Origin of the sequence: Neorhizobium sp. S3-V5DH (assembly GCF_004343065.1) — a bacterium.
Classification (GTDB): domain Bacteria; phylum Pseudomonadota; class Alphaproteobacteria; order Rhizobiales; family Rhizobiaceae; genus Neorhizobium; species Neorhizobium huautlense.
On the sequence record NZ_SMCL01000006.1, the window covers coordinates 177,671 to 202,851 of the forward strand.

Genomic DNA, 25,181 nt, shown 5'->3' on the forward strand with positions numbered 1-25,181 from the left:
AGGGGCGGTGCATGCGCATTCTGGTGGTCGAAGACGACGTCAATCTCAATCGGCAGTTGTCCGATGCATTGAAGGAGGCGGGTTATGTGGTCGACCAGGCTTTCGATGGCGAGGAAGGACATTACCTCGGCGAAACCGAACCCTATGACGCTGTTATCCTCGATATCGGCCTGCCTGTCATGGACGGGATAACCGTGGTCGAGAAATGGCGGGCCGAAGGCAAGGGTATGCCGGTTCTGATGCTCACCGCCCGCGACCGCTGGAGCGACAAGGTAGCGGGTATCGATGCCGGTGCCGACGACTATGTGGCCAAGCCCTTCCATACAGAGGAAGTGCTGGCGCGCGTACGGGCCCTGATCCGGCGCGCGGCCGGTCATTCCTCCTCGGAAATCGTCTGCGGCCCTGTGAGACTCGATACCAAGGCTTCGAAAGCGAGCGTGGACGGCGTGGCGCTGAAATTGACCTCGCACGAATTCCGGCTGCTTTCCTACCTGATGCACCATATGGGTCAGGTCGTTTCCCGCACCGAGCTAGTGGAACACATGTATGACCAGGATTTCGACCGCGATTCCAATACGATCGAAGTTTTCGTGGGCCGGCTCCGCAAGAAACTTGGCGTCGATCTCATTGAAACGGTCCGGGGCCTCGGCTACAGGATGCAAGCGCCGACAGATGCGCATTAGGATCCTTCCGACCGGCCCCAGGTCGCTGACAGCCCGCGTGCTGCTGCTGGCGACGCTGTGGTCGGCCCTGGCGCTGGTGGTCATCTCGATCGTCATCTCGCAGCTCTATCGGCAATCGGCGGAGCGCGCTTTCACCGACCTTCTGAGGGCGCAGCTTTATAACGTCATCAACTCGATCACGATCGGCGACGACAACCAGCTTTCCGGCAGCCCGCAACTTGGCGACCTGCGTTTTTCACAGCCGGAGACGGGATGGTACTGGATCATCGAACCGCTCGGCACATTTGCTGCCAGGCCGCTCTCCTCATCCTCGCTCGGCACCTCCAACATCAGCGTGCCTTCGATTCTGGCAGTGCCGTTCAACAATCGCTACGAGCGCTTCTATCCGGCAACCGACGCCTTCGGAAACCATCTGCTGATCTCGGAGACTGAGGTGGTGCTCGATGGGGAAGGCCGTGCCGCCCGCTTCCGGGTGGCAGGCAATCTCGGTGTGGTGGAAGATGACATCCGCGCATTCTCCCGCAGCCTCTATATCGCGCTCGCCGTCTTCGGTGTCGGAAGCCTCGTCGTCAACGGCCTCGCCATTCTCTACGGGCTGCAGCCCTTGGTGGGTGCCCGCCGCGCGCTTGAAATGGTGCGTCGAGGGGAGGCGGAGCGGCTGGATGGCGAATTCCCCCGTGAGGTCATGCCGCTCGCCAACGAAATCAACGCGCTGATCGAAAGCAACCGCCGCATTGTCGAGCGGGCGCGCATGCAGGTCGGCAATCTCGCCCATTCGCTGAAAACGCCGATCGCCGTTCTCCTGAATGAATCCCGGATGCTTGAGAGGGTGCAGTCGGACCTGGTTCGTTCGCAGGCCGAGGCGATGCAGGCGCAGGTACAGTCCTACCTGAACCGAGCTCGCATCGCCGCCCAGCGCGAATCCCTGCTCGCCCGTACGGATGTCGAGCCGGTGCTGGAGCGGCTGGTGCGGGTGATTCGCCGATTGAACCCCGAAAAAGAATTCCATCTGTCCGTCTTCCCGCCCGGGATGGCGCTTGCGATGGAGCAGCAAGACGTAGAGGAAACGATCGGCAACCTGCTTGAGAACGCCGCACGCTTCTGCAAGACGGGTGTCTGGATCACCGCAGCGACGGCTGCCGCTCCGCCTGGCAGGGAAGCCGAGGTGCCACGCCGCTACTGGCTTGAAATGGCAATCGAAGATGATGGACCGGGACTTGAACCCGACCAGATCCGCGAAGCCATGAAGCGCGGCAGGAGGCTCGATGAAAGCAAGCCGGGAGCCGGGCTTGGCCTTTCGATCGTCCGGGAGATTGCCGGCGAGTATCAGGGTCGGTTCGAGTTGACCCGAGGCCTGCGTGGCGGCCTGAGAGCCCAGCTGCTTCTGCCGGGCGTGACGAAGGATGCGAGCTGAAAGATCATGGGCTCGGTGGGGGGCGCCAGTGTGACGGATGCGCAACATTCCGGCAATCAGTGCGCCGCAATATGGACGGATAGATTGCCTGCTATATCTTCGTGGACTGGGACGTGGCTATCTCCCTCCGCTAAAATGGGAAATTGAACGATCGGCGGATCTGCGAGTTTCCCAGCAATGCCATAATGATGCCATGCCGGGACGGGAGCACTCCCGGATCGATTCCTGAATGAAGATGACTTATGAGCCGGTTCTGACATGCGATCCCAAGGTCTCCAAAACATCCTAACCCTGGCTGTCGTAACCGGTCTGCTAGCAGGCTGCAGTACGTCGTCCGGTGCCGACAAGGGAGGATCGCGCGGGCTTCTTTCGCCGCGTCCTTCCGCTTCGGCATCCTATATCTCCGCGTTGCAGGGTGGGATTGTCGGCCGCGCCGGCGTTGAACTTTCCTCAAGCGACCGCTCCCGCGCCCTGGAGGCGGAATATCGCGCCCTTGAAGCTGCCGCAGGGGGCCAGACCATCCCCTGGAAGGGCGATGATGCAAGCGGCCAGGTAATAGCCAATGCACCCTATCAGGTAGGAAGACAGAACTGCCGGCAATATCGCCACACGCTGACGGCCGGAGGGCGCGAAATGACCGCACGAGGTGCTGCCTGCCGCAACTCGGACGGGACCTGGACGCCGCTGACCTGACCCCATCTTTGACTTATGTCATGGCCACGGGCGACTTCCGGTGCCATATCGGCGTTATAACTTGCGGCGAAACGCCTCAAATTTGCGTCAACGCCGGCTCCGCGGTTGGAATGCGCCGGTGGTTGCAGTAATGGGCCATTATGTTCTTGTGGATCATCCTAGCGCTTCTGACGGCGGCGGTTGCAGCCGTGCTGATCATGCCCTTCTCCCGCCGTGGCATGGCGGCGCCTGCAAGTCACGCCGGTGAGGTCGAAGTCTACCGCGACCAGCTCAAGGAACTGGAGCGCGATCGTGCCCAGGGGCTCATCGATGCCCAGCAGGCTGAATATGCTCGCGCCGAGATCGGTCGCCGGCTGCTTGCGGCGGCGAGTGAGGATGGCGCAGCGAGTTCTGAAGCCCCGAAGCAGAGATCCCATGCGCTGGTCGCCGCCATCGTGACGGTCATTCCCCCGATTGTCGGGCTCTGTCTTTATTTGGCTCTCGGCAACCCGAACCTGCCGGACCAGCCGCTCGAAGCGCGGCTCGCCAATCCGGGAAACAATATCGCCCTGCTCGTCGCCAAGGCGGAGCGGCACTTGGCGCAGAACCCCAATGACGGCGCCGGTTGGGACCTGCTGGCGCCGATCTATTTCCGCACGATGCGGCTTGGCGATGCCGAGATGGCGTATCGCAATGCAATCCGTCTGCTCGGTGCCAGCTCGGAGCGGCTCGCCGGTCTTGGCGAGACTCTCATCGCCACCAATGACGGCATCGTGACCGAGGATGCGCGTTCGGTATTCGAAGAAGCCGTAAAGCTCGATCCCAAAAATCCGCGCTCCCGGTTTTATGTTGGGCTCGGTTTCGAACAGGCCGGCCGCATGGTCGAGGCAAGGGCCGTCTTCGAGGCGATCGCCAAGGAATCTCCCCCAGAGGCCCCCTGGATGCAGCTCGTCAACCAGCACATCGCAAAGAACGGCGGCACCGTCGCAACAAATCCGGATGCCGCCACCGGCGGGGCGCCGGCGCTCGCCAACCCGACGCAGGAAGACATGGCGGCAGCCGGAGCGATGGCGCAGGACGACCGAGAGGCGATGATCCGCGGCATGGTCGACAGCCTCGCCGCCCGGCTGAAAGAGGACCCGGACAATCTCGAAGGCTGGGTGAGGCTGGTGCGCTCGTATTCGGTGCTGGGCGAAAAGGAAAAGGCCGAGGAAGCGTTGAAGAGCGGCCTGAAGCAGTTTCCGTCCTCGGGTGAACTGGTGGCGCTGGCAAACGAGATAGGGCTTGCCGTCGAGGGTTCGGCGCCCAAGGGAGTGACGCAATGACTCGCAAGCAGAAACGGCTGGCGGTGATCGCGGGCGGGATGAGCTTCATCATCGTTGCCGTGCTGCTGGTCATGTTCGCCTTCAGCCAGTCGGTCGCCTATTTCTTCATGCCGGCCGACCTGGCAAAGACCGACGTCAAGCCGGGCACCCGGATCCGCTTGGGCGGTCTGGTGGCGGAAGGTTCCGTAAAGCGCGGCCAGGGCTCGACGGTAAGCTTCACCGTCACCGACGGCACCGGCAACGTGCCGGTCAGCTATACCGGAATTCTGCCCGACCTTTTCCGTGAAGGGCAGGGCGTGGTGACCGAAGGCACGTTCGATGCCGCCCATAATTTCGTCGCCGACAGCGTGCTGGCCAAGCACGACGAAAACTATATGCCGAAGGAAGTCGCCGATCGGCTGAAGGCCGACGGCGTATGGAACGAGGGCAAGGGGGCTGCGAGCCAATGATCGTCGAAATCGGTCACTACGCACTCGTTCTGGCGCTCGCCACCGCGCTGATCCTCGCGATCCTGCCGGTGATCGGCGCCCGGCGCGGCGACGCGGCGATGATGGCGCTCGCGACAACCGGCACGCTGGCGACATTCTGGCTGGTTGCACTTTCGTTTGCTGCGCTGACCTGGGCCTATGTGGTTTCCGACTTTTCCGTCAGAAACGTCTGGGAGAACTCCCATTCGCTGATGCCGCTGATCTACAAATATTCCGGTGTCTGGGGCAATCACGAAGGCTCCATGATGCTGTGGCTGCTGATCCTGGTCTTCTTCAGCGCTCTGGTTGCGGTCTTCGGCAGAAACCTCCCCGATAGCCTCAAGGCGAACGTGCTGGCCGTGCAGGCCTGGATCACCGCAGCCTTCCTGCTCTTCATCCTGCTCACCTCCAACCCCTTCCTCCGGCTCGATCCGGCTCCGGCGGAGGGGCAGGACCTTAACCCGGTGCTGCAGGATTTCGGGCTCGCGGTTCATCCGCCGCTGCTTTATCTCGGTTATGTCGGGTTCTCCGTCTGCTTCTCCTTTGCGGTCGCCGCTCTGATCGAGGGCCGGATCGACGCCGCTTGGGCCCGCTGGGTGCGGCCCTGGACGCTCGGCGCCTGGACCTTCCTCACCGCGGGTATCGCCATGGGCTCCTATTGGGCCTATTACGAGCTCGGCTGGGGCGGCTGGTGGTTCTGGGATCCGGTCGAGAACGCTTCCTTCATGCCCTGGCTTGCCGGCACCGCACTTCTCCATTCGGCCCTGGTGATGGAAAAGCGCGAAGCCCTGAAGATCTGGACCGTGCTGCTTGCGATCATGACGTTCTCGCTGTCGCTGCTCGGCACCTTCCTGGTGCGCTCCGGCGTATTGACCTCGGTGCACGCATTCGCGACGGATCCGACCCGCGGCATCTTCATTCTCTGCATCCTCGCGATCTTTATCGGCGGCGCGTTCATCCTCTTTGCCTGGCGCGCGCCGATGCTGAAGGCGGGCGGACTGTTCGCGCCGATCTCGCGCGAGGGTGCGCTGGTGTTGAACAACCTGATCCTGACGGTCGCGACCGCGACGGTCCTGATCGGAACGCTCTATCCGCTCGTCCTCGAAACCCTGACCGGCGAAAAGATTTCCGTCGGTGCGCCGTTCTTCAACATGACCTTCGGCCTGTTGATGCTGCCGCTTCTGGTCGCGGTACCTTTCGGACCGTTGCTTGCCTGGAAACGCGGCGATCTGCTGGGCACCCTGCAGCGCCTTTATCTCTTCGCGGCGCTCGCCCTCGTGGCCGGCCTCGTCTTCTACTATGTCCAGAACGGTGGACCGGTGATGGCGATCTTCGGCCTTGCGCTCGGGTTCTGGGGTATGTTCGGCGCCGTCGCCGATCTCTGGTACCGCGGGAATTTCTCCAAGGTTGGCTTGGCCGTCGGGCTTCGCCGGCTGGCCGGGTTGCCGCGATCGGTATTCGGGACGGCAATCGCCCATTTCGGCCTTGGCGTGACGGTGCTCGGCATTTTCTCCGCCACCCTGTTCGGAACCGAGACGGTGGTCGAGATGAAGCCGCGCGCAACGGTCGATGCCGGCGGCTATTCGCTGACATTCGACGGCATGCGCGAGGCGGTGGGGCCGAACTTTACGGAAGAACGCGGTCACTTCACAGTGAGCCGCGGCGGGGTGGCGATTGCCGACGTCTGGTCGTCGAAGCGGCTTTATACCGCGAGGCGGATGCCGACGACGGAAGCGGGCATCCTCACCTTCGGGCTGAGCCAGCTTTATGTTTCGCTAGGCGATCCGATGGAGGGCGGCGGCATCGTCGTGCGCATCTGGTGGAAACCGTTCATCCTCTGCATCTGGGGCGGTGCGCTGATCATGATGGCGGGCGGGTTCGTGTCCCTTTCGGACCGGCGCCTGCGGGTCGGAGCGCCGAGCCGCAAGGCGAAAACGGTGAAAGCGACGCTGGAGGCGGCGGAATGATGCGCCGGCTGCTGATCGCGATTTTTCTGGTTTTCAGCGCGTTGCCCGCTCTTGCGGTCAACCCTGATGAAGTGCTTTCCGATCCGGCCCTCGAACAGCGCGCCCGAAATCTTTCGGCGCAGTTGCGCTGCATGGTCTGCCAGAACCAGTCGATCGACGATTCCAGTGCGGAACTGGCGCGCGACCTGCGCGTGCTGGTGCGCGAGCGGCTGGTGAATGGCGACAGCGACAGCCAGGTGATCGACTATGTGGTTTCCCGGTATGGCGAATTCGTGCTCTTGAAGCCGCGGTTCAGCGCCAAGACGATGATCCTCTGGGCCGCACCCATCCTGCTGCTCGTTATCGGCGCGATTGCGATCTTCATTTTCGTGCGCACGCGTCCGAACCAGCGGACGGTCGCGGCGCTGACGCCAGAAGAACAGGCTCGCATAGAAGAGCTGCTTAAAAAATAGGGCGACGCGTCACCCGAACATTACCAATATTTCATCCGGTCGCCATCTGCAGTTAACTTCCGGGCGCCTATATCTCTCGTCATCCACCGCACGCCGGACCTCCGGCCAACAACATGACTGACGAGAAGAAGGTAGCAACAGATGCGCAATATTGAACGTCCCTCTTTGAAGACCGTCCTGCAGACCACGACGGTTGCAGGTCTTGCGGCGGTCATGCTTTCGAGCGGCATCCCGGCGCAGATCGTCCAATCCTATGCTGCTCCGGTGACCGTTACCGCACCGCAGGCTCCAAGCTTTGCCGATGTCGTTTCGGCCGTTTCTCCCGCCGTCGTTTCCGTTCGTGTTCAATCCAACACTCAAGTCGCCTCGGATGACGACGACAGCAACTTCACCTTCAATTTCGGCGGCCGCGGCTTCGACCAGCTTCCCGACGATCATCCCCTGAAGCGGTTCTTCCGCGAGTTCGGCGGCCAGATGCCTGGCGGCCCAGGCGACCGCAACCAGGATCGCGCCGAGCGCGGCGGTCCGCGTGATCGCGATCGTCATGACAACCGCCCGCACCCCCTCCGCCCGACAGCACAGGGATCCGGTTTCTTCATTTCCGAAGACGGATATCTGGTGACCAACAACCACGTCGTTTCGGACGGCTCGGCCTACACCGTCGTGATGAACGACGGTACCGAGCTGGAAGCCAAGCTTGTCGGCAAGGACAGCCGCACCGATCTCGCCGTGCTGAAGGTCGACGCCTCAAGCCGCAAATTCACCTATGTCACCTTTGCCGATGATACGAAGGTCCGTGTCGGCGACTGGGTCGTGGCTGTCGGCAATCCTTTCGGGCTTGGCGGCACCGTGACCGCCGGTATCGTTTCGGCCCGTGGCCGCGATATCGGCTCCGGTCCCTATGACGACTACATCCAGGTCGACGCGGCGGTGAACCGCGGCAATTCGGGCGGCCCGACCTTCAACCTCTCCGGCGAAGTCGTCGGCATCAATACCGCGATCTTTTCGCCGTCTGGTGGCAATGTCGGCATCGCCTTCGCCATTCCGGCCTCGGTTGCCAAGGATGTCGTCAACGATCTCATCAAGGATGGCAAGGTCGAGCGCGGCTGGCTCGGCGTGCAGATCCAGCCGGTCAATCAGGATATTGCCGATTCCCTCGGCCTCAAGGAGGCTTCGGGTGCGCTCGTCGTCGCTCCGCAGGAAGGCTCGCCGGGCCAGAAGGCCGGTATCAAGGAAGGCGACGTGATCACCGCCGTCAACGGCCAGCCGATCAAGGACGCCCGAGATCTCGCCAAGCGCGTCGCCGCTTTCGGCCCGAATGCCAAGGTCGATGTCGACCTGTGGCGTGACGGCAAGAAGGAGACCGTCCCGGTCACGCTCGGCAACCTCCAGAGCGACGAGGCTGCCGCCGCGGAACCGAAGCAGCCGGACGCCCCGGCTCCGTCCAGTGAGAAGGCGCTCGCTGATCTCGGCATTACCGTCGCTCCCGCCGAAGACGGCTCCGGCCTTTCGGTGACCGATGTCGATCCGGACTCGGAAGCTGCAGCCCGCGGCCTCAAGGCCGGTGAAAAGATCGTGTCGGTCAACAACCGCAAGGTCGAAAACGCAGCCGATATCGGCAAGGTGATCGACCAGGCCCGCAAGGACGGCCGCACCCGTGCGCTGTTCCAGGTGGAATCGGGCGGCAACAGCCGCTTCGTCGCCCTGCCGATCAACGAGGGCTGATCAATTCGCCAGACCCAAGCAAGGGGCGCCGCCGGCAACGGCCGGCGCCCCTTCCGTTGAAAGGGATCAAAGATGGAAACGAGTATTCGTTATTCCCGCCAGGGCGCCGAATCCCATGGTGCAAAAACGGACGCGGACGCTATTGTGCCGCACATGAAGATTCTGGTGATCGAAGACGATCTTGAGGCAGCCGCGTACATGACCAAGGCTTTTCGCGAGGCCGGGATCGTGGTCGATCACGCGAGCGATGGCGAAAGCGGCCTCTTCATGGGCTCCGAAAATTCCTACGACGTGATGGTCATCGACCGGATGCTGCCACGCCGGGACGGGCTGTCGGTCATCAGCGAACTGCGCAAGCGCGGCGTTAATACGCCGGTGCTGATCCTTTCCGCGCTGGGTCAGGTGGACGATCGCGTGACCGGGCTTCGCGCCGGCGGCGACGATTACCTGCCGAAGCCCTACGCCTTTTCCGAATTGCTCGCCCGGGTCGAGGTGCTCGGCCGCCGCAAGGGGGCGCCGGAGCAGGACATGGTCTATCGCGTCGGCGATCTGGAACTCGACCGGCTGTCCCACGAAGTAAGGCGCGCGGGCAAGGAAATCCTGCTGCAGCCGCGCGAATTCCGACTTCTCGAATACCTGATGAAGAATGCCGGCCAGGTGGTGACGCGGACCATGCTGCTCGAACACGTCTGGGACTATCACTTCGACCCTCAGACAAATGTCATTGACGTGCATGTCTCGCGGCTGCGCTCGAAGATCGAGAAGGACTTCGACAAGCCGCTTCTGAAGACCATCCGCGGTGCGGGCTATATGATCAAGGACGAGGGGTAGGCTTCATTGCTGGCACGTGCCCGTCTGATGTTCCGCTCGACGGCCGTGCGGCTGTCGGCGCTCTATATCCTGCTCTTTGCACTGTGTGCTGCTTTTCTGGTCTTCTACGTGACAGCCATGTCCGAGCGCCTGCTTGCCCAGCAGACGCGCCAGACGCTGCAGGAAGAAGTGCAGGATGTTCAGCGCGCCTATGAACGCGGAGGGATCAGTCTTCTTCTGCGCATGATCGAGCGTCGCGCCCGCCAGCCCGGAGCCAATCTTTACGTGATCGCCGGCCCGAACGGCGAGATGCTCGCAGGCAATGTCGCTTCGGTGCAGCCGGGTGTCCTCGACGAGCAGGGCTGGACGGGATTTCCTTTCAGCTACGAGCCCTATGCGGAAGTCAGCCGCCCAGGCCGGCACATGGCGGTTGCCAATGTCTTGCGTCTGGATAACGGCTTGAGGGTTATGATCGGGCGTGACCTCGGCGATCCCGGACGCTTCCGAGGCATCGTGCGCCGGGCACTGATGGTGGCTCTGACCATCATGGGCATCGGCGCGCTGGTGATCTGGTTCGGCATAGGCCGCAACGCGCTGAAACGTATCGACCGGATGTCGGCGGCAAGCCAGAAGATCATGGCCGGCGACCTCTCTCAACGACTGCCCGTCGGCAGGTCCGGCGACGAATTCGATCGCCTGTCGGATTCGCTGAATGCCATGCTCGGGCGCATCGAAAAGCTGAACGAGGGGCTGCGCCAGGTTTCTGACAACATCGCCCACGACCTGAAGACGCCGCTGACCAGACTGCGCAACAAGGCGGCCGATGCGCTGGCAGAAGGACGAGACGATGTGCGGCGGACGGCTCTGGAAGGAATCATTGCCGAATCCGATCAGCTCATCCGGACATTCAATGCGCTGCTGATGATTTCGAGGGTCGAGGCGGGTTCGATCGCGGCGGAGATGTCCGAAGTCGATCTTTCGGCGATTTCCGGCGATAGCGCCGAGCTCTATGAGCCTGTGGCGGAGGAAGCGGGCCTTTCCCTGACGACCGAACTGCAGCCGGGACTGGTGGTTCAGGGCAATCGCGAGCTGATCGGGCAGGCGATCTTCAATCTGCTCGACAATGCGGTCAAATATGCCGCCGAAGGCAAGGGCGAAAAGAAAATCTGCGTCAGGCTTTCGGGGCAGAACGGATCGTTCCGCCTCTCCGTATGCGACCACGGACCGGGTATTCCCCGCGACAAGCGCCAGGAGGTGACGAAACGCTTCGTGCGCCTCGACGAAAGCCGTTCGAAACCGGGCACTGGTCTTGGCCTGTCGCTGGTCGAGGCGGTGATGGAGTTGCATGGCGGCTCGCTCGAGCTTTCCGCCACCGACGAGAGCGACAAGGAAGCGCCCGGCCTTACCGCGACCATGGTCTTTCCCGCGCCGAAGCCCTAATTGGGAGAGGGCAAGGCGAGATTCGAGGAGGGATATCGTGGCGGAAAAGCAGAGCCGGCTGGATTCGGTCAAGGCGGAGATCATTCGGCCGCTGAACCAGGCGGAATCAAAATCGGTCGCCGCCGGGCTGAGGGATATCGCCAAGACCGAGCCGCTCCTTGCGGAATTGCTGAAGGCGGATAGCGCGCTCAAGGAATTCATCATCGCGGCTTTCACGCTGTCGCCCTATCTGCGCGATATAGCGACCGTTTCCCCAGCGCTTCTTGTCACCGCGGTCACCGAGCCGCTGGAGCCGGCATTGGACCGGCTGGTCGATTCAGCGCGGAATGCCTGGCGGCCCAGAGACGGCAAGACGCCTTCCGAAAACGAGGTGATGACCGCGCTGCGAACCGCGAAGCGAGGCCTGAGCTTTCTGGTCGCCCTTGCCGATCTCGCGCGCGTCTTTTCTGCAAGCGACACAACCCGATGGTTGAGTGCGATGGCTGATGCCTGCGTGGCCGCCGCAATCGACCACCTTTTGCTCGCCGGTCAGGAAAGCGGCAAGCTTAAAACTCCCGACCCGGATAGTCCAAGCAAGGATTCCGGTCTGATCGTGCTCGGTATGGGCAAGCTTGGCGGCCGCGAACTCAATTATTCCTCCGATATCGACATCGTCGTTTTTTTCGATCCGGAGGCCGGCATCCTCGCCGACCCCCTCGACGCTTCCGAAACCTACGGCCGGATGATGCGGCGTCTGATCCGCATCCTGCAGGAGAGAACGGCTGACGGTTATGTTTTCCGCACCGACCTGCGCCTGCGTCCCGATCCCGGTTCGACGCCGCTTGCCGTCTCGCTCGACGCGGCGCTGATCTACTACGAAGGCAGGGGGCAGAACTGGGAGCGGGCCGCCTTCATCAAGGCCCGGCCGATTGCCGGCGACATCGCTGCAGGCGAAAACTTCATGCGGCTACTGACGCCTTTCGTCTTCCGCAAATATCTGGACTATGCGGCAATTGCCGATATCCATTCGATCAAGCGGCAGATCCACGTGCACAAGGGACACGGGGCGATCACCGTGAAGGGTCACGACGTGAAGCTCGGCCGGGGCGGTATCCGCGAGATCGAATTCTTTGCCCAGACCCAGCAGCTAATCGCCGGCGGGCGGATGCCACCGCTTCGCGCCCGCGAAACCGAAGCGGCGCTCAAGGCGCTGGCGGATGCCAGATGGATCACGCCCGAAATCGCGGCAGAATTGACGGACTGCTATTGGTTCCTGCGGGATGTCGAGCACCGCATCCAGATGGTGCACGACGAGCAGACCCATGACCTTCCCGGCACGGATGCGGAGCTAAAACGCATCGCCTTCATGCTGGGCTTTCCCGATGCCGCGAGTTTTTCGGCCCGGCTGGAAGAGGTGCTGCGGACTGTGGAGAAGCGTTATGCGCGGCTTTTCGAACAGGAGGCGAAGCTCTCCGGCGGCGACGGCAACCTCGTCTTCACCGGCCAGCAGGACGATCCGGGAACGCTGAAGACGCTCGCGGCCCTGGGCTTCGAGCGGCCAGCCGACATATCGCGCGTCATTCGCACCTGGCACTATGGCCGTTACCGGGCAACCCAATCCGTCGAATCGCGCGAACGGCTGACCGAGTTGATGCCGGCTCTCCTGAAGGCCTTCGGGGAAAGCCAGCGGGCAGACGAAGCCCTTCTGCGTTTCGACCATTTCCTGAAGGGGCTGCCGGCCGGCATCCAGCTTTTCTCGCTGATCGGCAACAATCCGCCGCTACTTGCGCTTATCGTCACGATCATGTCGTCGGCGCCGCGGCTTGCCGACATAATCGCCTCCAAGCCGCATGTCTTCGACGGCATGTTGGATCCCGGCATGATGACGGAACTGCCGACGCGGGACTATCTTTCCCAGCGATTGACGACTTTTATCAGCGGAGCCAGACACTACGAGGAGCAGCTCGACCGTCTGCGCATCTTTGCTGCCGAACAGCGTTTTCTTATCGGCATCCGGCTCCTGACCGGTGCAATTTCCGGCGTGCAGGCTGCACGCGGCTTTACCCATCTCGCCGATCTCCTGATCGAAGCGGCTCTGAACGCAGTGGTGCGGGAGATCGAAGCTGCGCATGGGACCTATCCGGGCGGCAGGGTGGCCGTCATGGGCATGGGCAAGCTCGGCAGCTTCGAACTGACGGCCGGATCAGACGTCGACCTCATTCTGCTCTACGACTACGACAGCGAGGCGATGGAAAGCGAAGGCGCGAAGCCGCTCGATTCCACTCGCTATTTCACGCGCTTGACCCAGCGCCTGATCGCGGCTCTCTCTGCGCCCATGGCCGAAGGGGTCATATTCGAAGTTGACCTTCGGCTGCGGCCTTCCGGCAACAAGGGGCCGGTCGCCACCCGCATCAACGCCTTTGGGAAATATCAACGCGAGGAGGCCTGGACCTGGGAGCATATGGCCCTGACGCGGGCGCGGCTCATCTGTGGCGAGGCCAGTCTCGTCAACGAGGCGAGGGGCGTTATACGGGATGTGCTGGCGGCGGAAAGGGAGGTCGGAAAGGTCGCGGCGGACGTGGCCGAAATGCGCGAACTGATCGAAAAGGAAAAGCCGCCGCGCGACATCTGGGATTTCAAGCTGATCCCCGGCGGACTGATCGATATCGAATTCATTGCGCAATATCTCAGGCTGATCGCGCCGGCAAAGGGCCTCACGGCTGATACCTATGGGCTCAGCACCGGAGAGGCCTTGAAGGCGGTGGGCGAGACGTTGATGACACCCGGCGACCTCGACGCCTGCCTGGAGGGCCTCAGGCTCTTCACGGAACTGTCCCAGATCATCCGGCTTTGCGTCGACGGACCTTTCGATCCGGGCGATGCTCCGACCGGCCTTGTTGAACGCATCTGCCGCGCCGGCGACTGCCCGGACATCGGAACGCTTGAGGGCGAGGTCAAGCGTCTGTCCACGGCTGTGCGCACAATATTTCAGAAGGTTGTGGTATCGAAAGGATAATTCCCTTATAAATTGTTACACCTTTTAAGATCTATTTAAAGATGCATAATTCCCTCGATGGTTGTTTTGTGGAGGGATCAATGGGGAATGCAGGTGAGGGCGGAATTGCAGTCGCCGAAGGATGGTGGGAAAGGAACTTCAAGAACCACCTCGCGGGACTGGTCTTTATATGCTCCTTCTTCGGCTTGTTGTTGACTGCCTTTTGGTCGCTTGCCCAGGTGACTGGTCCCGGACGAGAGGTCTTCAATGTGCTTGCGCCGCTTTTCGGCACCTGGGTGGGAACTATCCTGACATTCTATTTCACCCGGGAGAATTTCAAGGAGGCCAATGAGGCGGTCAATCGGATTGTCGACAGATTGACGCCGGAGCAGCGCCCGGCTCAAACGCCAGTGCGACAGGCGATGAAACCCCGAGGCCTCGATCAAGGCCCTCCAGCTCAAGGAGGGAGAGGACGAAAAGGCAATTCTGGTCGGCGATCTGACAGCGCTTGTCGGCGAAGGTTACTCGCGGGTTCTGATCTTTACGCCGCGCGGTACGATCAAATACGTGATCCATGAAAGCACGCTCAACCGGTTCATCGCCGACCGGTCCAGACTCGCGGAAGCGGGGCAGGCACCTGCAGGCAGCCCGTCCGCAGCAGGCCTTACCGAGTTGCTCAGCCATCAGGCGGGTGACCAGACCATCGGCGAGATCGCCAAGCGCTTCGTTTTCGTCAAGGAAGACGCCACGCTTGCCGATGCGCGCGCCGCGATGCTGGCGGTGAAGGGATGCGAGGATGTCTTTGTCACCAAGAACGGCAAATCCGACGAGCCTGTTCTGGGCTGGCTGACAAATTCCGATATCACAAGCGACCTTTGACCCTTTCTACGGTGCGGACGCGGGAGCGGCAGGATCGACCCTGCCGCTCCCGCGCCTCGGCCAGTGGGTCGGTTTCAGGCAGACCGTCTCATGGCGACCGGAAACGGCAGGTCTGGAATGTGCAGCGAAACAACGGTGCCTTCACCGACCTTGGAGCGGATCCGCATGGTGCCGCCGTGCAGCGTGATCAGCGAGCGGGAGATGGCAAGACCAAGGCCGGAACCGCCCTTGCTCTTTGCATATTGGCTCTGCACCTGCTCGAATGGCTGACCGATCTTGTTGAGCGATTCCTTCGGTATGCCGATGCCGGTGTCGGCGATGGTGAGCAAAACGCCCTTCTCCAGCCGGCGCGCCCGCAATTCGATCTTGCCGCCCTCATTGGTGAATTTCACGGCATTGGACAGGAGGTTCAGCATCACCTGTTTCAGCGCGCGGCGGTCGCCGCCCATGTTCAGATCGTCGCACAGGCGCCGCTGGATGGTGATCGCCTTATCCTGGGCCGCGACGGATGTCAGGCGCAGGCTTTCCTCGATGAGCGGCTTCAGGTCCACGGCTTCGCACTGGATGCGCATGTGGCCGGCTTCGATCTTCGACATGTCGAGAATGTCGCTGATGACGTTCAGGAGATGTTTGCCGCTGTCGTGGATGTCCTTGGAATATTCCATATATTTTGGCGAGCCCAGCGGGCCGAACATGCCGTTCATCAGGATTTCCGAGAAGCCCAGGATGGCGTTCAACGGCGTCCGCAGCTCGTGCGACATATTGGCGAGGAACTCGGACTTCGCCTTGTTGGCGGCTTCGGCGCGTTCCTTTTCCGCCTGATAATTGGCATTGGCGGTGGAAAGCTCGGCCTTCTGGCGCTCCAGTTTCTTCTGCGACGAGGAAAGATCGCCGATCGTCGCCATCAGCCGGCGTTCGCTGTCGCGCAGCCGCTCCTGGTGGCGTTTCAGCAGCGTAATGTCGGTGCCGACGGAGACAAGCCCGCCGTCGCGGGTGCGCCGCTCGTTGATCTGCAGCCAGCGCTCGTCGGCAAGCTGCACTTCGGTGGTGCGGGACATGCCGCTGCCGTCCGGATCGGCGACACGGCGTTCGATGACAGGACGCGCTGCCGCAGCGTTGACGGCGGTACGTTCGGTGCCGGGCACCAGCACGCTGTCCGGCAATCCGTAAGCCTGCTGGAAATGGGTATTGCACATGACCAGCCGGTCGTTTTTGTCCCACAGCACGAAGGCTTCCGAGGTGCATTCGATCGCGTCGGCCAGGCGCTGATCCGCTTCCGCATAACGTTGGGCGAGGCGGTGCTGCTCGGTGACGTCCATGGCGATGCCGATGACGTGAGTGCGGCCGGCGGCGGTCTTCACCACCTGGGCACGGGCACGCATCCAGACATAGTGGCCGGCGGCGTGGCGCATGCGGAAGACCTGGTCGACCTGTTTGGCGTTGCTGCGGCTGATCGCCCGGGCAAGCGCGTAGATATTGCCGTCGCTCGGATGCATCATCCGTGCTGCGTCGGCGAAGGAAATGACGTTGCCGGCGGGCGGCAGGCCGAGCATCTCGTACATGGAGCCCGACCAGAACAGGCGGCGGTTGGTGACGTCGAAATCCCACAAGCCGCAGCGTCCGCGTGACAATGCGGTCTCGATACGCAGGTTCGATTCCACAAAGACGTCGTCCGCCTCGCGCGCCCGTCTCACCTGCATGTAGTAGGCGTAGAGGATAATGAGCAGAATTGCGGAAATGCCGGTGAAAAGCGTCACGTTGAGCGAGACTTCGTGACGCCAGAAGCGGTTGATGCTTTCAAGCGAATGGGCCGCGACGATCAGCGCGCCTTCGCTGCCGATAGGCTGGATCGCAGCATAGTGCGGGACAGCGCCGAAATAGGTCTCGATGACGCTATTGTCTTCGCCAAGCCGGCGCAGAGCTGCGGTTTCCGGCAGGACGGATGTGAGACGCCGCCCGACATAGGCAGCCACCTGTCCGGACCCGCCGAAGATGTATCCGGCATCATCGACGAGCAGAATGAAGGCATCAGCCCGAAGCTGAGGCGACGGCAGAACGGCGCCAACGCGCGTTTCCGCCATCCGACGGTTGTTGACGGAAAAGTCGAAGGGCTCGGACGACAAGGCCGCCTTCGCCGCCATAGCCATGAGCGCGGTCGATTGCTGCGCGCCATCTTCCATTCGTCCATGCTCGGCTATGATACCGAGAATGCGAGACGCCGCGACAACGGAGAGGAAGGCGATAATGAGGAGGGGGATCGACCGCTTCAGAACCAGCTCCACCCGCGGCATCTGCCGCGAAATGGGCTGAACCGAAAGCCGAGCCTCGTCTGGGATGACGTGCTTCAAACTCGAAAAGCTCGGAAATTTGAAACGCAGCCGCCCCTCGGCCGCGGTTGCCCGCTGCACGTCCGCCATCGTTTTCATGTAGTCCCTCGTGGTGATTCGACGCGCCGCTCGCCCGAATCTGACTTAATGAATCATTAGTGATTCTTCGTGTCCAGAGGGTTGATAAGATTTTTTTAATACTCTGATTTCAATGCGATTCGCCCGAGTCTGCGGGCAGCGCATCAGCGGCGTAAGGAGAAGCGCCGCCGCGGGAGTGCCCGTGGCGGCATTTTTCGTCAGCCCTTGAGCATGCGCTCGACGATATCCCGGACATCCGTCGACAGCGCCGAGGCGCGTTCGATCGCCCCGAGTGCCAATCGCGCGTGATCGGCACGAACGGGCTCCAGCGAACGCCAGGAGCGCATCGATGTGAGGATGCGGGCGGCGAGTTGCGGGTTCTTCGGGTCGATTGCCAGGATCTGCTCGGCGAGGAACCGGTAGGCTTCTCCGTCGGCGCGGTTGAAGCCGGTCGGGTTGGAGAAAGCGAAGGTGCCGATCAGGGCGCGGACGCGGTTCGGATTGGTGGCGACGAAACGGGGGTTCTCCATCAGTCCCTTTACGCGGGTCAAGGCTCCGGCGCCGGGAATGGTCGCCTGGATCGAGAACCACTTGTCGATGACCAGAGGATTGCCGTCGAAGCGGGTCAGGAAGCTCGCAAGCGCCGCCGTCGTCTCGGACGAATCGGGGAAGCGATTGGCAAGCAGCGTGAGCGCCTGCGCCAGGTCGGTCATGTTGTCGGCCGAACCGAAAGCCTCCGCCGCGCGGGCAGGCGTTCCCTCCGCATAGGTGAGATAGGAAAGCGCGCTGTTTCTGAGCGAACGCTTGCCGGCGCTCGCCGCATCCGGCCTATAGGGGCCGGGAATCGCCATCTCTTCGAAAAGCCGCAGAAAGATCTTTTCTCCAGCCTTCGCTATCGCATTAAGCACGGCGTGGCGTCCGCGATGGATCGCATCGGGATCGTTGTTGCTGCCGAGTTCGCGAGCGATGTCGGACTCGCTTGGAAGCGTCAGCGCCTGGGCACGGAAGGCCGGCTCGAGCTTGTCGTCTGCCGCGGCCTCGAGAAGGGCGGAGATCAGGGCCTGATCACAGCTGATCTCCTTGCCGTCGCGGGCGTCGCGTGCCGCCTTCATCAGGTTCGGCATGGCAAGATCAGTGAGTGCCTGCCAACGGGCGAAGAGGTCGGTGTCGTGGCGGGCAATATGGGCGAGATCGGCCGGTGCCTGATCGAAATGCAGGTTGATCGGCGCCGAAAAGGACCGGTTGAGCGAAAGGACGGGACGTGAGGAGATATCCGAAAAGGTGAAAGTCTGCTTGCGGTCCGTCAGGTGCAGCACGTCGCCGGTGACCTCACCGCCCTTGACCGCGGTGGGCGTTGCGAGAGAGCCGTTGTCGAGGATCAGCGCGAAAGACAGCGGGATATGCATCGGCTCCTTGGCCGCCTGGCCGGGCGTCGCAGGGATCATCTGCTCCAGAGACAGCGTGAAGGTGCCGTTCGACTGGTCGTAACCGCCGGACGCCGTCACGAGCGGGGTGCCTGCCTGATGGTACCAGAGCGAGAACTGCGTCAGGTCGCGGCCGCTGGCATCCTCGAAGCATTTGACGAAATCCTCGACGGTTGCGGCCTGCCCGTCATGGCGCTCGAAATAAAGATCCATGCCGGCCTTGAAATCGTCGCGGCCGAGAAGCGTGGCGATCATCCGGGTGACTTCCGAACCTTTTTCGTAGACGGTCGTCGTGTAGAAATTGTTGATCTCGCGATATTTGGTCGGGCGGACGGGATGGGCCAGCGGCCCGGCATCCTCCGGAAACTGCTCCGACTTCAGGTGCCGCACTTCGGCAATGCGCTTCACCGGACGCGAACGCTGGTCCGCTGAAAACTCGTGGTCGCGATAGACCGTCAGGCCTTCCTTGAGGCAGAGCTGGAACCAGTCGCGGCAGGTGATGCGATTGCCGGTCCAGTTGTGGAAATATTCGTGCGCGATGATCGCCTCGATATTCGCATAATCCTGGTCGGTCGCGGTTTCAGGGTCGGCCAGCACGTATTTGTCGTTGAAGACGTTGAGGCCCTTGTTTTCCATGGCCCCCATGTTGAAGTCCGAAACGGCGACGATCATGAAGATGTCGAGATCGTATTCGCGGCCGAACCGCTCCTCGTCCCATTTCATCGAGCGCTTCAGCGCGTCCATGGCGTAGGCCGCGCGAGCTTCCTTGCCGTGCTCAACATAGATCTTCAGCGCCACTTCACGTTCGGACATGGTGACGAACGTGTCTTCGACGACGCCGAGATCGCCGGCGACCAGTGCGAAGAGGTAGCTTGGTTTCGGATGCGGGTCGAACCACGCGGCAAACGCCCGGCCCTCGTCATATCCCGCGCCGCCGAGGAAATTACCGTTCGACAGCATGACCGGGTTGGCGGCCTTGTCGCCGATGATGGTGATCGTATAGGGCGCCAGCACATCCGGCCGGTCGGGGAAATAGGTGATGCGCCGGAAACCTTCCGCCTCGCACTGGGTGCAGTAGATGCCGTTGGTGCGGTAGAGGCCCATCAGCTGCGTGTTGGCTTCGGGATTGATGAACGTCGTAACGGTGATCTCGAAGGGAGCCTCCGCGGGCAGATCGCGGATGGTCAGGCTTTCCGGCGTCACGTCGTACTGGCCGGCCGGTACTTCGTTCTGGTCGAGCAGGAGGCCGGAAAGCGACAGCTCGTCGCCATCGAGCACCAGAGGGATGGACGGATCGACACCCTCGCGGCGGTGGAAGATCAGCCTGGCCTCGACCTTGGTATTGGTCGGATCGAGCTCAAACGTCAGATCGACGCGTTCCAGGATGAAATCGGTGGGGCGGTAATCTGCCAGATGAACGATCTGGCCCGTATCTGTTCGCATGTTTCTTCCTGAACCGGCTCTTCAATGTGGCGTCGGGAGCCTTTCGGTAATCCCTTGAATTGATCGGCGTCCCATTGCCGCCGGCATAGTTGCACGCAATGCTAAACGATTGTTGAAATTTTCGCTAAATTATAAACTCATACGGCTCCGTATATTCCCGCACGTATTTATCCGGTCACGGATATTCATAGACCTATCACCGGTTTTGATCGCGTGCGCCGCACTTTTGAGTTACTTTGACGGCAAAGTGAATCTCCGAACCTCCTGCCAGGCTCCGTATTGACGCGGCCCAAAATCTTCCAAGAGTTCTTTTTATGGCTGCCGACGCCCTGAATCCCCTTCGGGGAATCATGTTCAAAGTTTCCTCCGTCGTCGTTTTCGTGATGATGCAAACCTGCATCAAGTCGGCGGGCGCAGGTGTTCCTGCCGGCCAGATTACATTCTACCGGTCTGCCTTCGCGCTTGTGCCGATCCTGGTTTATCTCGCCGCTCAGCGTGAACTCCAGCGCGGTTTCCACACCGAAAGTCTTCCGGGCCACCTGAAGCGCGGTTTCTTCGGCATCCTCTCCATGGCCTGCGGGTTTTACGGCCTGGTGCACCTTCCGATGCCGGATGCCATTGCGCTCGGTTATTCGACGCCGCTGCTGGCGGTGGTCTTTGCGGCCATCGTCCTGAAGGAAACGGTGCGCATCTACCGATGGACCGCGGTGGCGATCGGCATGGTCGGAGTGGTGATCGTCTCGTGGCCGAAACTGACCATGTTCAACGAGGGCGGCATGGGATCGGAGCAGGCGGTCGGAGCCGCCGCCGTGATTTTGTCGGCAGTCCTGGCAGGTTTTGCGCTGGTCCAGACACGCCAGCTCGTCCGCACCGAGAAGACCTCGACCATCGTTCTCTATTTCTCGCTGACGGCGGCGGTCTTCTCCCTGGTCAGCCTGCCGTTCGGCTGGGCTCCCCTGACGGTGGAGCAAAAGCTCTATCTCGTTGGAGCCGGATTCTGCGGCGGCATCGGACAGCTCCTTTTGACCGAAAGCTATCGCAACGCCGACGTTTCGACCGTCGCGCCCTTCGAATATACGTCGATCCTGCTGGGGATCGGCATCGCCTATGTTCTGTTCGGAGATGTCCCGACCGTCAGTATGCTCGTCGGAACAGCAATCACGGTCTCGGCGGGGATATTCATCATTTACCGAGAGCACCAGCTCGGACTCGAGCGAAAGGCGGCGCGCAAGGCATCGCCGCCGGGTGCCGGGACCTGAAGAACGTTGGGATCAGAGCGGGATTGCCGCCGTGAGGGGATTGACCTTCTCGGCGCTGGCACGAATGGCGCCGGCGCGGCTATATTCGCGCGAGGCATTTACGGCAGCGCCGATCTGAGACAGGTTTTCGCGCAGCGTCCGGATCGGATGGAGGAGGGCAGTTGTCATGACGGCTTCCTTGTCGGTTTGATCAGCGCTCGCGGAAATCCGCGAAGACGGCAGCAGGACGGGCAACGCCGATCGGACGCGCCATGGCGCGCGATGTCATCTGCTCGTTGGTGGCTGAACCGAAATGATGGTAACCCTGCGTCGAGCGCGGCGGCATGCCGGCGATGCGAAGGGTTTCGAAGCCCGAATGGATCGGACGGAAGCGGGTAGTCATGGCCTTGGTTCCTTAAACCTAGAATTCCTCCCAAGACACAATCCATATATTGCAATGCAGCATCGATTCTGCAATGCAACAAAACGCTGCGCTGCCATGCGCTAAATGCATGACGCTTTTCATAATTTGGTAACTTTGTTCCAATTTGGAGTAGGCTTGGCTAAAATTCAGGCAGTCAGCGATCAGAAAGGCGCATTTTGAACGTCAGCAGATCCTGCCAGGCGAGCGCCTTGTTGGCGGGGGCAGCCAGAAGCTCCTGCGGATGCAGGGTTGCGATCGCCGGAAGATTAATGCCGCCGAACGAAATATCGCGCCATTCTCCACGCAACGAGTGGATCGTCCCATTGCCGCCGAAGAAAAAGCGGGCAGGAAAATTGCCGAGCAGCAGGAGCAGTTTAGGTTCCGAAAGCGCCACCTGTCGCTCGAGGAAGGGTCGGCAGATGTCGAGTTCGGCGTCTGAGGGCATGCGGCTGCCGGGCGGCCGCCAGGGAATCACGTTGGTGAGCATGACCGCCTGGCGCGAAAGACCGATTGCGCCGAGCATTCTATCCAGGAGCTGGCCCTGCCGCCCTGAAAAGGGAATGCCGTCGCGGTCGTCGTCGGCATTCGGCATCGGGCCGATCACCATGATGCCCGAGCCGGGATCGCCGCTCGCAAAAACCGTTGAGCGTGCGCCGTTCTTGAGGTTGCAGCCGTTGAAGGCTTCGAGCGCCGTCTTGAGTTCCGGCAGCGACCGGGCGCTTTCCGCCGCAAAGCGGGCCGAGGCAACGGCCTCGCCGTCCGGCACGGCGACCGAGGGCAGCGCCGATCCGGCGGCGGGCCGCGCGGTCGGAGCGGTGCGACCCTGTGCGGGTGCTGGAGCGCTCGCGGCTCGGGACAAGGGACCGGTTTCGCCCTGCACCGGCTGCTGGCGCGCCGTCGCCGGCATTTTTGCCTCGGCCTGCGCCGCCTTCTGCGCAGCGAATTGCCCAAACCGGTCGACCGGTTCGTCCTCGACAAGCCATTCCACCCCCGAATCCGCATAGAAATGCAGAAGGGCACGAAGCTCCGGCGTATCGAGATCCTTGGCGGCGTTCATCGATCTCACCCTAGCGAACCGCGGGCTCCGAGGGAAGTCACGCCGCCCATTGCTGGACGTTGTCGCTCTCTCCGATCAAGGCCAAGCCATGCGCAATCGATAGCAGTTCGCCGCCGCTTTCGATCCTCGAAGCCTCGAAGCGCCGGGTGAAGATGCCGCGCACGGCCGGCACGAAGGACGTTCCGCCGGTCAGGAACACCTTGTCGATTTCTGCAGGCCGCGTATTCGTCTTTTCCAGCACCTCGTCAAGCGCGCCCTCGATGCGGGCAAGATCGTCGGCGATCCACGTCTCGAAATCGGCCCGTTTCACCAGCTTGCGGCCGGCCTTGCCGAGCGGCGCGAAGTTGAATTCGGCTTCTTCAGCGCCGGACAGCGCCATCTTGGTCGCAGAGATCGCCTGATAGAGCGGGTAGCCCTCATCATGTTCGACGAGATCGATGAACAGTTCCAGTTTGTCCGGATCGAGCGCCGAACGCACCAGCGATTTCAAATCGGTGAATTCGCGCGTGGTCTTGAAGATCGACAGCTGGTTCCAGCGGCCGAAATTCGCATAGTAGCCGGCCGGAACCTCCAGCACCTTGTCGAAGCTCTTGAAGAACGTGCCCTTGCCGATTTCGGGCGCCACCAGATTGTCGATCATCCGGTAGTCGAAATGATCGCCGGCAATGCCGACACCGGAATGGCCGATGGGCGTCGCCGTCAGCTTGCCTGCCTTGCGCTCGAAACGGATCAGCGAATAGTCGGTCGTGCCGCCGCCGAAATCGGCAACCAGCACATTGGCATCGCTTTTCAGCGTCTGGGCGAAATAATAGGCCGCCGCCACGGGCTCGTAGACATAGTGGATTTCCGGAAAGCCGAGCCGCGTCAAAGCCTCGTTGTAGCGTTCGGTGGCGAGCTTCGGGTCCGGGTTGGCTCCGGCAAAATGCACCGGCCGGCCGGCGATGACGCGGGAAATCTCCGAGGGCCAATTGTCGTCTGCATAGGTCTTGAGACGCTTGAGGAAGATCTCCATCAGGTCTTCGAAGACATGCCGGCGCGCGAAGATCAGAGTGCCCTGGAAGAGCGCACTTGCCGCAAAGGTCTTGATCGACTGCAGGAAACGGCAGTCGCCGGGATTGTCGATGAACTGGCGGATCGCCGCCTGTCCGGCCTCGACCTTCAGCGCCTGCGCCCCCATCACCGGGTCCTTCATGAAGGAAAGCGCGGTGCGCATCGAATCGCTCTCGCCCGCGCTGCTGGTAAAGTGCATGGAATGCGTGGCGCTGCCGCCGTCGGCAAGCGCCAGAACCGTATTGGTCGTGCCGAAATCAAGCCCGAGCGCCCGTGCCATGGCCGTGCTCCTTTTATCCATCGAAGATCGTTGAACCGAAACCCACAAGGCTCCGAACGCAAAAAGGGCGCTGCTCGCGCCCAGAAAATTTTGAGAGGGCGCGTGATCGCACAAGGGAAGGCGGATGGCAACCCTGGCGGCCCTAGATTTTCAACTGACCTCGCGTCTCGGCAGCCATTCCGGCGAGCCAGTTGCGGAACATTTCCATGGCCGGCGTGACAGAGCGGGATTTGAGCCGCGTCAGCCAATAGCTGCCCTTGGATATGGTGATATTGAAGGGTTGTTCGATCATACCTGCGGCGAACTGTCGGGAAAACATCAGCGGCGGAGCGAGCGCCACGCCGGCGCCCTGCAAGGCCGCCTCGACCATCAGCACGGAACTGTCGAACACCATGCCGCGGATCGGCGGCGGGGAGACGCCTGCCGCCTCGAACCAGCTCGGCCATTCGTCGGCGCGGTAGGAGCGCAGCAGCGTCTGGTGCGCCACGTCCTCCGGAGCTTTCAGCTGCCTTGCGATCGACGGAATGGAGAGCACCGAAAGCGGTGCTTCGAAGAGCGCTTCCGCCTCGATATCGTGCCAGGCACCGTTGCCGAATTTGATGGTGTAGTCGAGCCCTTCCGCGGCGATGTCGACGCGGTTGTTGTTGGTGGAGAGCCTCAAGTCGATGAACGGATACTTCTCCCGGAAATCGGCAAGCCGGGGCAGCAGCCAGCCGACCGCGAGGGTGCCGACTGCGCCAAGCTTCAGCACCTCGCGCACATGCCCGTCTTCAAAGCGCTCCAGCATTGCCGCCATCCGGTCGAACGAATCCTGCAGCGCCGGCAGGAGCGCCAGTCCTTCCTCGGTAATCATCAGCCCGCGCGGCAGGCGGCGGAACAGCGTCACGCCGAGCCGCTGTTCCAGAAGCTTCACCTGATGGCTGACGGCCGCCTGCGTGACGTTGAGCTCGATCGCCGCCCGGGTGAAGGAGAGGTGACGCGCGGCCGCCTCGAAGGCGCGCAGCGCGTTCAGCGGCAAATACGGCCGGACCATGGCAATGCCCTAGTTTGAT

General features: G+C 61.9%; 21 protein-coding genes. 13 read left to right on the forward strand and 8 right to left on the reverse strand.

Going from position 1 to position 25,181, the window contains the following annotated elements:
• Positions 1 to 11 precede the first annotated feature (11 nt).
• The 11 genes from EDE09_RS12285 (at position 12) to EDE09_RS12335 (ending at position 13,950) form a co-directional block, all read left to right on the forward strand.
• Positions 12 to 683: a response regulator transcription factor gene (locus EDE09_RS12285; protein ID WP_105371841.1), complete on the forward strand. Its 672-nt coding sequence runs from the start codon at positions 12 to 14 to the stop codon at positions 681 to 683.
• On the forward strand, positions 673 to 2,097 hold the full coding sequence (locus tag EDE09_RS12290; RefSeq protein ID WP_132410679.1) for a HAMP domain-containing sensor histidine kinase: 1,425 nt from the start codon (positions 673 to 675) through the stop codon (positions 2,095 to 2,097). Before EDE09_RS12285 ends, EDE09_RS12290 begins: the two co-directional genes overlap by 11 nt.
• A 258-nt stretch (positions 2,098 to 2,355) precedes the next feature.
• Complete coding sequence (locus EDE09_RS12295; protein ID WP_112802829.1) at positions 2,356 to 2,790, forward strand: hypothetical protein; 435 nt, start codon at positions 2,356 to 2,358, stop codon at positions 2,788 to 2,790.
• Positions 2,791 to 2,930: 140 nt separating this feature from the next.
• Complete coding sequence (gene ccmI, locus EDE09_RS12300) at positions 2,931 to 4,094, forward strand: c-type cytochrome biogenesis protein CcmI (protein WP_112802831.1); 1,164 nt, start codon at positions 2,931 to 2,933, stop codon at positions 4,092 to 4,094.
• The gene (gene ccmE / locus EDE09_RS12305; protein ID WP_105371649.1) at positions 4,091 to 4,543 is read left to right on the forward strand and encodes a cytochrome c maturation protein CcmE; all 453 of its coding nucleotides are present in this window, start codon (positions 4,091 to 4,093) and stop codon (positions 4,541 to 4,543) included. Before ccmI ends, ccmE begins: the two co-directional genes overlap by 4 nt.
• The gene (locus EDE09_RS12310; protein WP_112802836.1) at positions 4,540 to 6,528 is read left to right on the forward strand and encodes a heme lyase CcmF/NrfE family subunit; all 1,989 of its coding nucleotides are present in this window, start codon (positions 4,540 to 4,542) and stop codon (positions 6,526 to 6,528) included. Before ccmE ends, EDE09_RS12310 begins: the two co-directional genes overlap by 4 nt.
• Positions 6,525 to 6,980 carry a cytochrome c-type biogenesis protein gene (locus tag EDE09_RS12315; RefSeq protein ID WP_132410681.1) on the forward strand — a complete coding sequence of 152 codons (456 nt, stop codon included), beginning with the start codon at positions 6,525 to 6,527 and terminating at the stop codon, positions 6,978 to 6,980. Before EDE09_RS12310 ends, EDE09_RS12315 begins: the two co-directional genes overlap by 4 nt.
• Positions 6,981 to 7,121: 141 nt before the next feature.
• Complete coding sequence (locus tag EDE09_RS12320; RefSeq protein WP_132410683.1) at positions 7,122 to 8,705, forward strand: Do family serine endopeptidase; 1,584 nt, start codon at positions 7,122 to 7,124, stop codon at positions 8,703 to 8,705.
• A 72-nt stretch (positions 8,706 to 8,777) separates the two neighbouring features.
• The gene (locus EDE09_RS12325) at positions 8,778 to 9,536 is read left to right on the forward strand and encodes a response regulator transcription factor (RefSeq protein WP_112802840.1); all 759 of its coding nucleotides are present in this window, start codon (positions 8,778 to 8,780) and stop codon (positions 9,534 to 9,536) included.
• Between the two features lie 9 nt (positions 9,537 to 9,545).
• Complete coding sequence (locus EDE09_RS12330; protein WP_112802928.1) at positions 9,546 to 10,955, forward strand: ATP-binding protein; 1,410 nt, start codon at positions 9,546 to 9,548, stop codon at positions 10,953 to 10,955.
• 37 nt (positions 10,956 to 10,992) lie between these two features.
• Entirely contained in the window at positions 10,993 to 13,950 is a 2,958-nt protein-coding gene (locus tag EDE09_RS12335) for a bifunctional [glutamine synthetase] adenylyltransferase/[glutamine synthetase]-adenylyl-L-tyrosine phosphorylase (protein WP_245505129.1), read from the forward strand.
• A 77-nt stretch (positions 13,951 to 14,027) separates the two neighbouring features.
• On the opposite strand, the gene EDE09_RS12340 is transcribed toward EDE09_RS12335, so the two are convergent.
• Complete coding sequence (locus EDE09_RS12340; protein WP_132410687.1) at positions 14,028 to 14,375, reverse strand: hypothetical protein; 348 nt, start codon at positions 14,373 to 14,375, stop codon at positions 14,028 to 14,030.
• 121 nt (positions 14,376 to 14,496) lie between these two features.
• Here EDE09_RS12340 and EDE09_RS12345 point away from each other — a divergent pair, with 121 nt between their 5' ends.
• Positions 14,497 to 14,808 carry a hypothetical protein gene (locus tag EDE09_RS12345; RefSeq protein WP_132410689.1) on the forward strand — a complete coding sequence of 104 codons (312 nt, stop codon included), beginning with the start codon at positions 14,497 to 14,499 and terminating at the stop codon, positions 14,806 to 14,808.
• Between the two features lie 74 nt (positions 14,809 to 14,882).
• On the opposite strand, the gene EDE09_RS12350 is transcribed toward EDE09_RS12345, so the two are convergent.
• Together EDE09_RS12350 and pepN are read right to left on the reverse strand one after the other, a co-directional pair.
• Positions 14,883 to 17,225: an ATP-binding protein gene (locus EDE09_RS12350; RefSeq protein WP_112802844.1), complete on the reverse strand. Its 2,343-nt coding sequence runs from the start codon at positions 17,223 to 17,225 to the stop codon at positions 14,883 to 14,885.
• Between the two features lie 206 nt (positions 17,226 to 17,431).
• A complete protein-coding gene (pepN, locus tag EDE09_RS12355; RefSeq protein ID WP_132410691.1) occupies positions 17,432 to 20,080 on the reverse strand; it encodes an aminopeptidase N in 2,649 nt (882 codons plus the stop codon).
• A 314-nt stretch (positions 20,081 to 20,394) separates the two neighbouring features.
• On the opposite strand from pepN, the gene EDE09_RS12360 reads away from it, so the two are divergent.
• On the forward strand, positions 20,395 to 21,339 hold the full coding sequence (locus EDE09_RS12360; protein ID WP_132410693.1) for a DMT family transporter: 945 nt from the start codon (positions 20,395 to 20,397) through the stop codon (positions 21,337 to 21,339).
• Positions 21,340 to 21,351: 12 nt separating this feature from the next.
• Here EDE09_RS12360 and EDE09_RS28160 read toward each other — a convergent pair whose 3' ends face one another.
• The 5 genes from EDE09_RS28160 to EDE09_RS12380 form a co-directional block, all read right to left on the reverse strand.
• On the reverse strand, positions 21,352 to 21,507 hold the full coding sequence (locus tag EDE09_RS28160; RefSeq protein ID WP_157949006.1) for a hypothetical protein: 156 nt from the start codon (positions 21,505 to 21,507) through the stop codon (positions 21,352 to 21,354).
• A 22-nt stretch (positions 21,508 to 21,529) separates the two neighbouring features.
• The gene (locus EDE09_RS12365; protein ID WP_132410695.1) at positions 21,530 to 21,721 is read right to left on the reverse strand and encodes a hypothetical protein; all 192 of its coding nucleotides are present in this window, start codon (positions 21,719 to 21,721) and stop codon (positions 21,530 to 21,532) included.
• 175 nt (positions 21,722 to 21,896) lie between these two features.
• Positions 21,897 to 22,799: a uracil-DNA glycosylase gene (locus EDE09_RS12370; RefSeq protein WP_132410697.1), complete on the reverse strand. Its 903-nt coding sequence runs from the start codon at positions 22,797 to 22,799 to the stop codon at positions 21,897 to 21,899.
• A gap of 37 nt (positions 22,800 to 22,836) precedes the next feature.
• Positions 22,837 to 24,129, reverse strand: a complete 1,293-nt coding sequence (locus EDE09_RS12375; RefSeq protein ID WP_112802850.1) for an Hsp70 family protein — start codon at positions 24,127 to 24,129, stop codon at positions 22,837 to 22,839.
• 142 nt (positions 24,130 to 24,271) lie between these two features.
• The gene (locus EDE09_RS12380; protein WP_132410699.1) at positions 24,272 to 25,162 is read right to left on the reverse strand and encodes a LysR family transcriptional regulator; all 891 of its coding nucleotides are present in this window, start codon (positions 25,160 to 25,162) and stop codon (positions 24,272 to 24,274) included.
• Between the last annotated feature and the right edge of the window lie 19 nt (positions 25,163 to 25,181).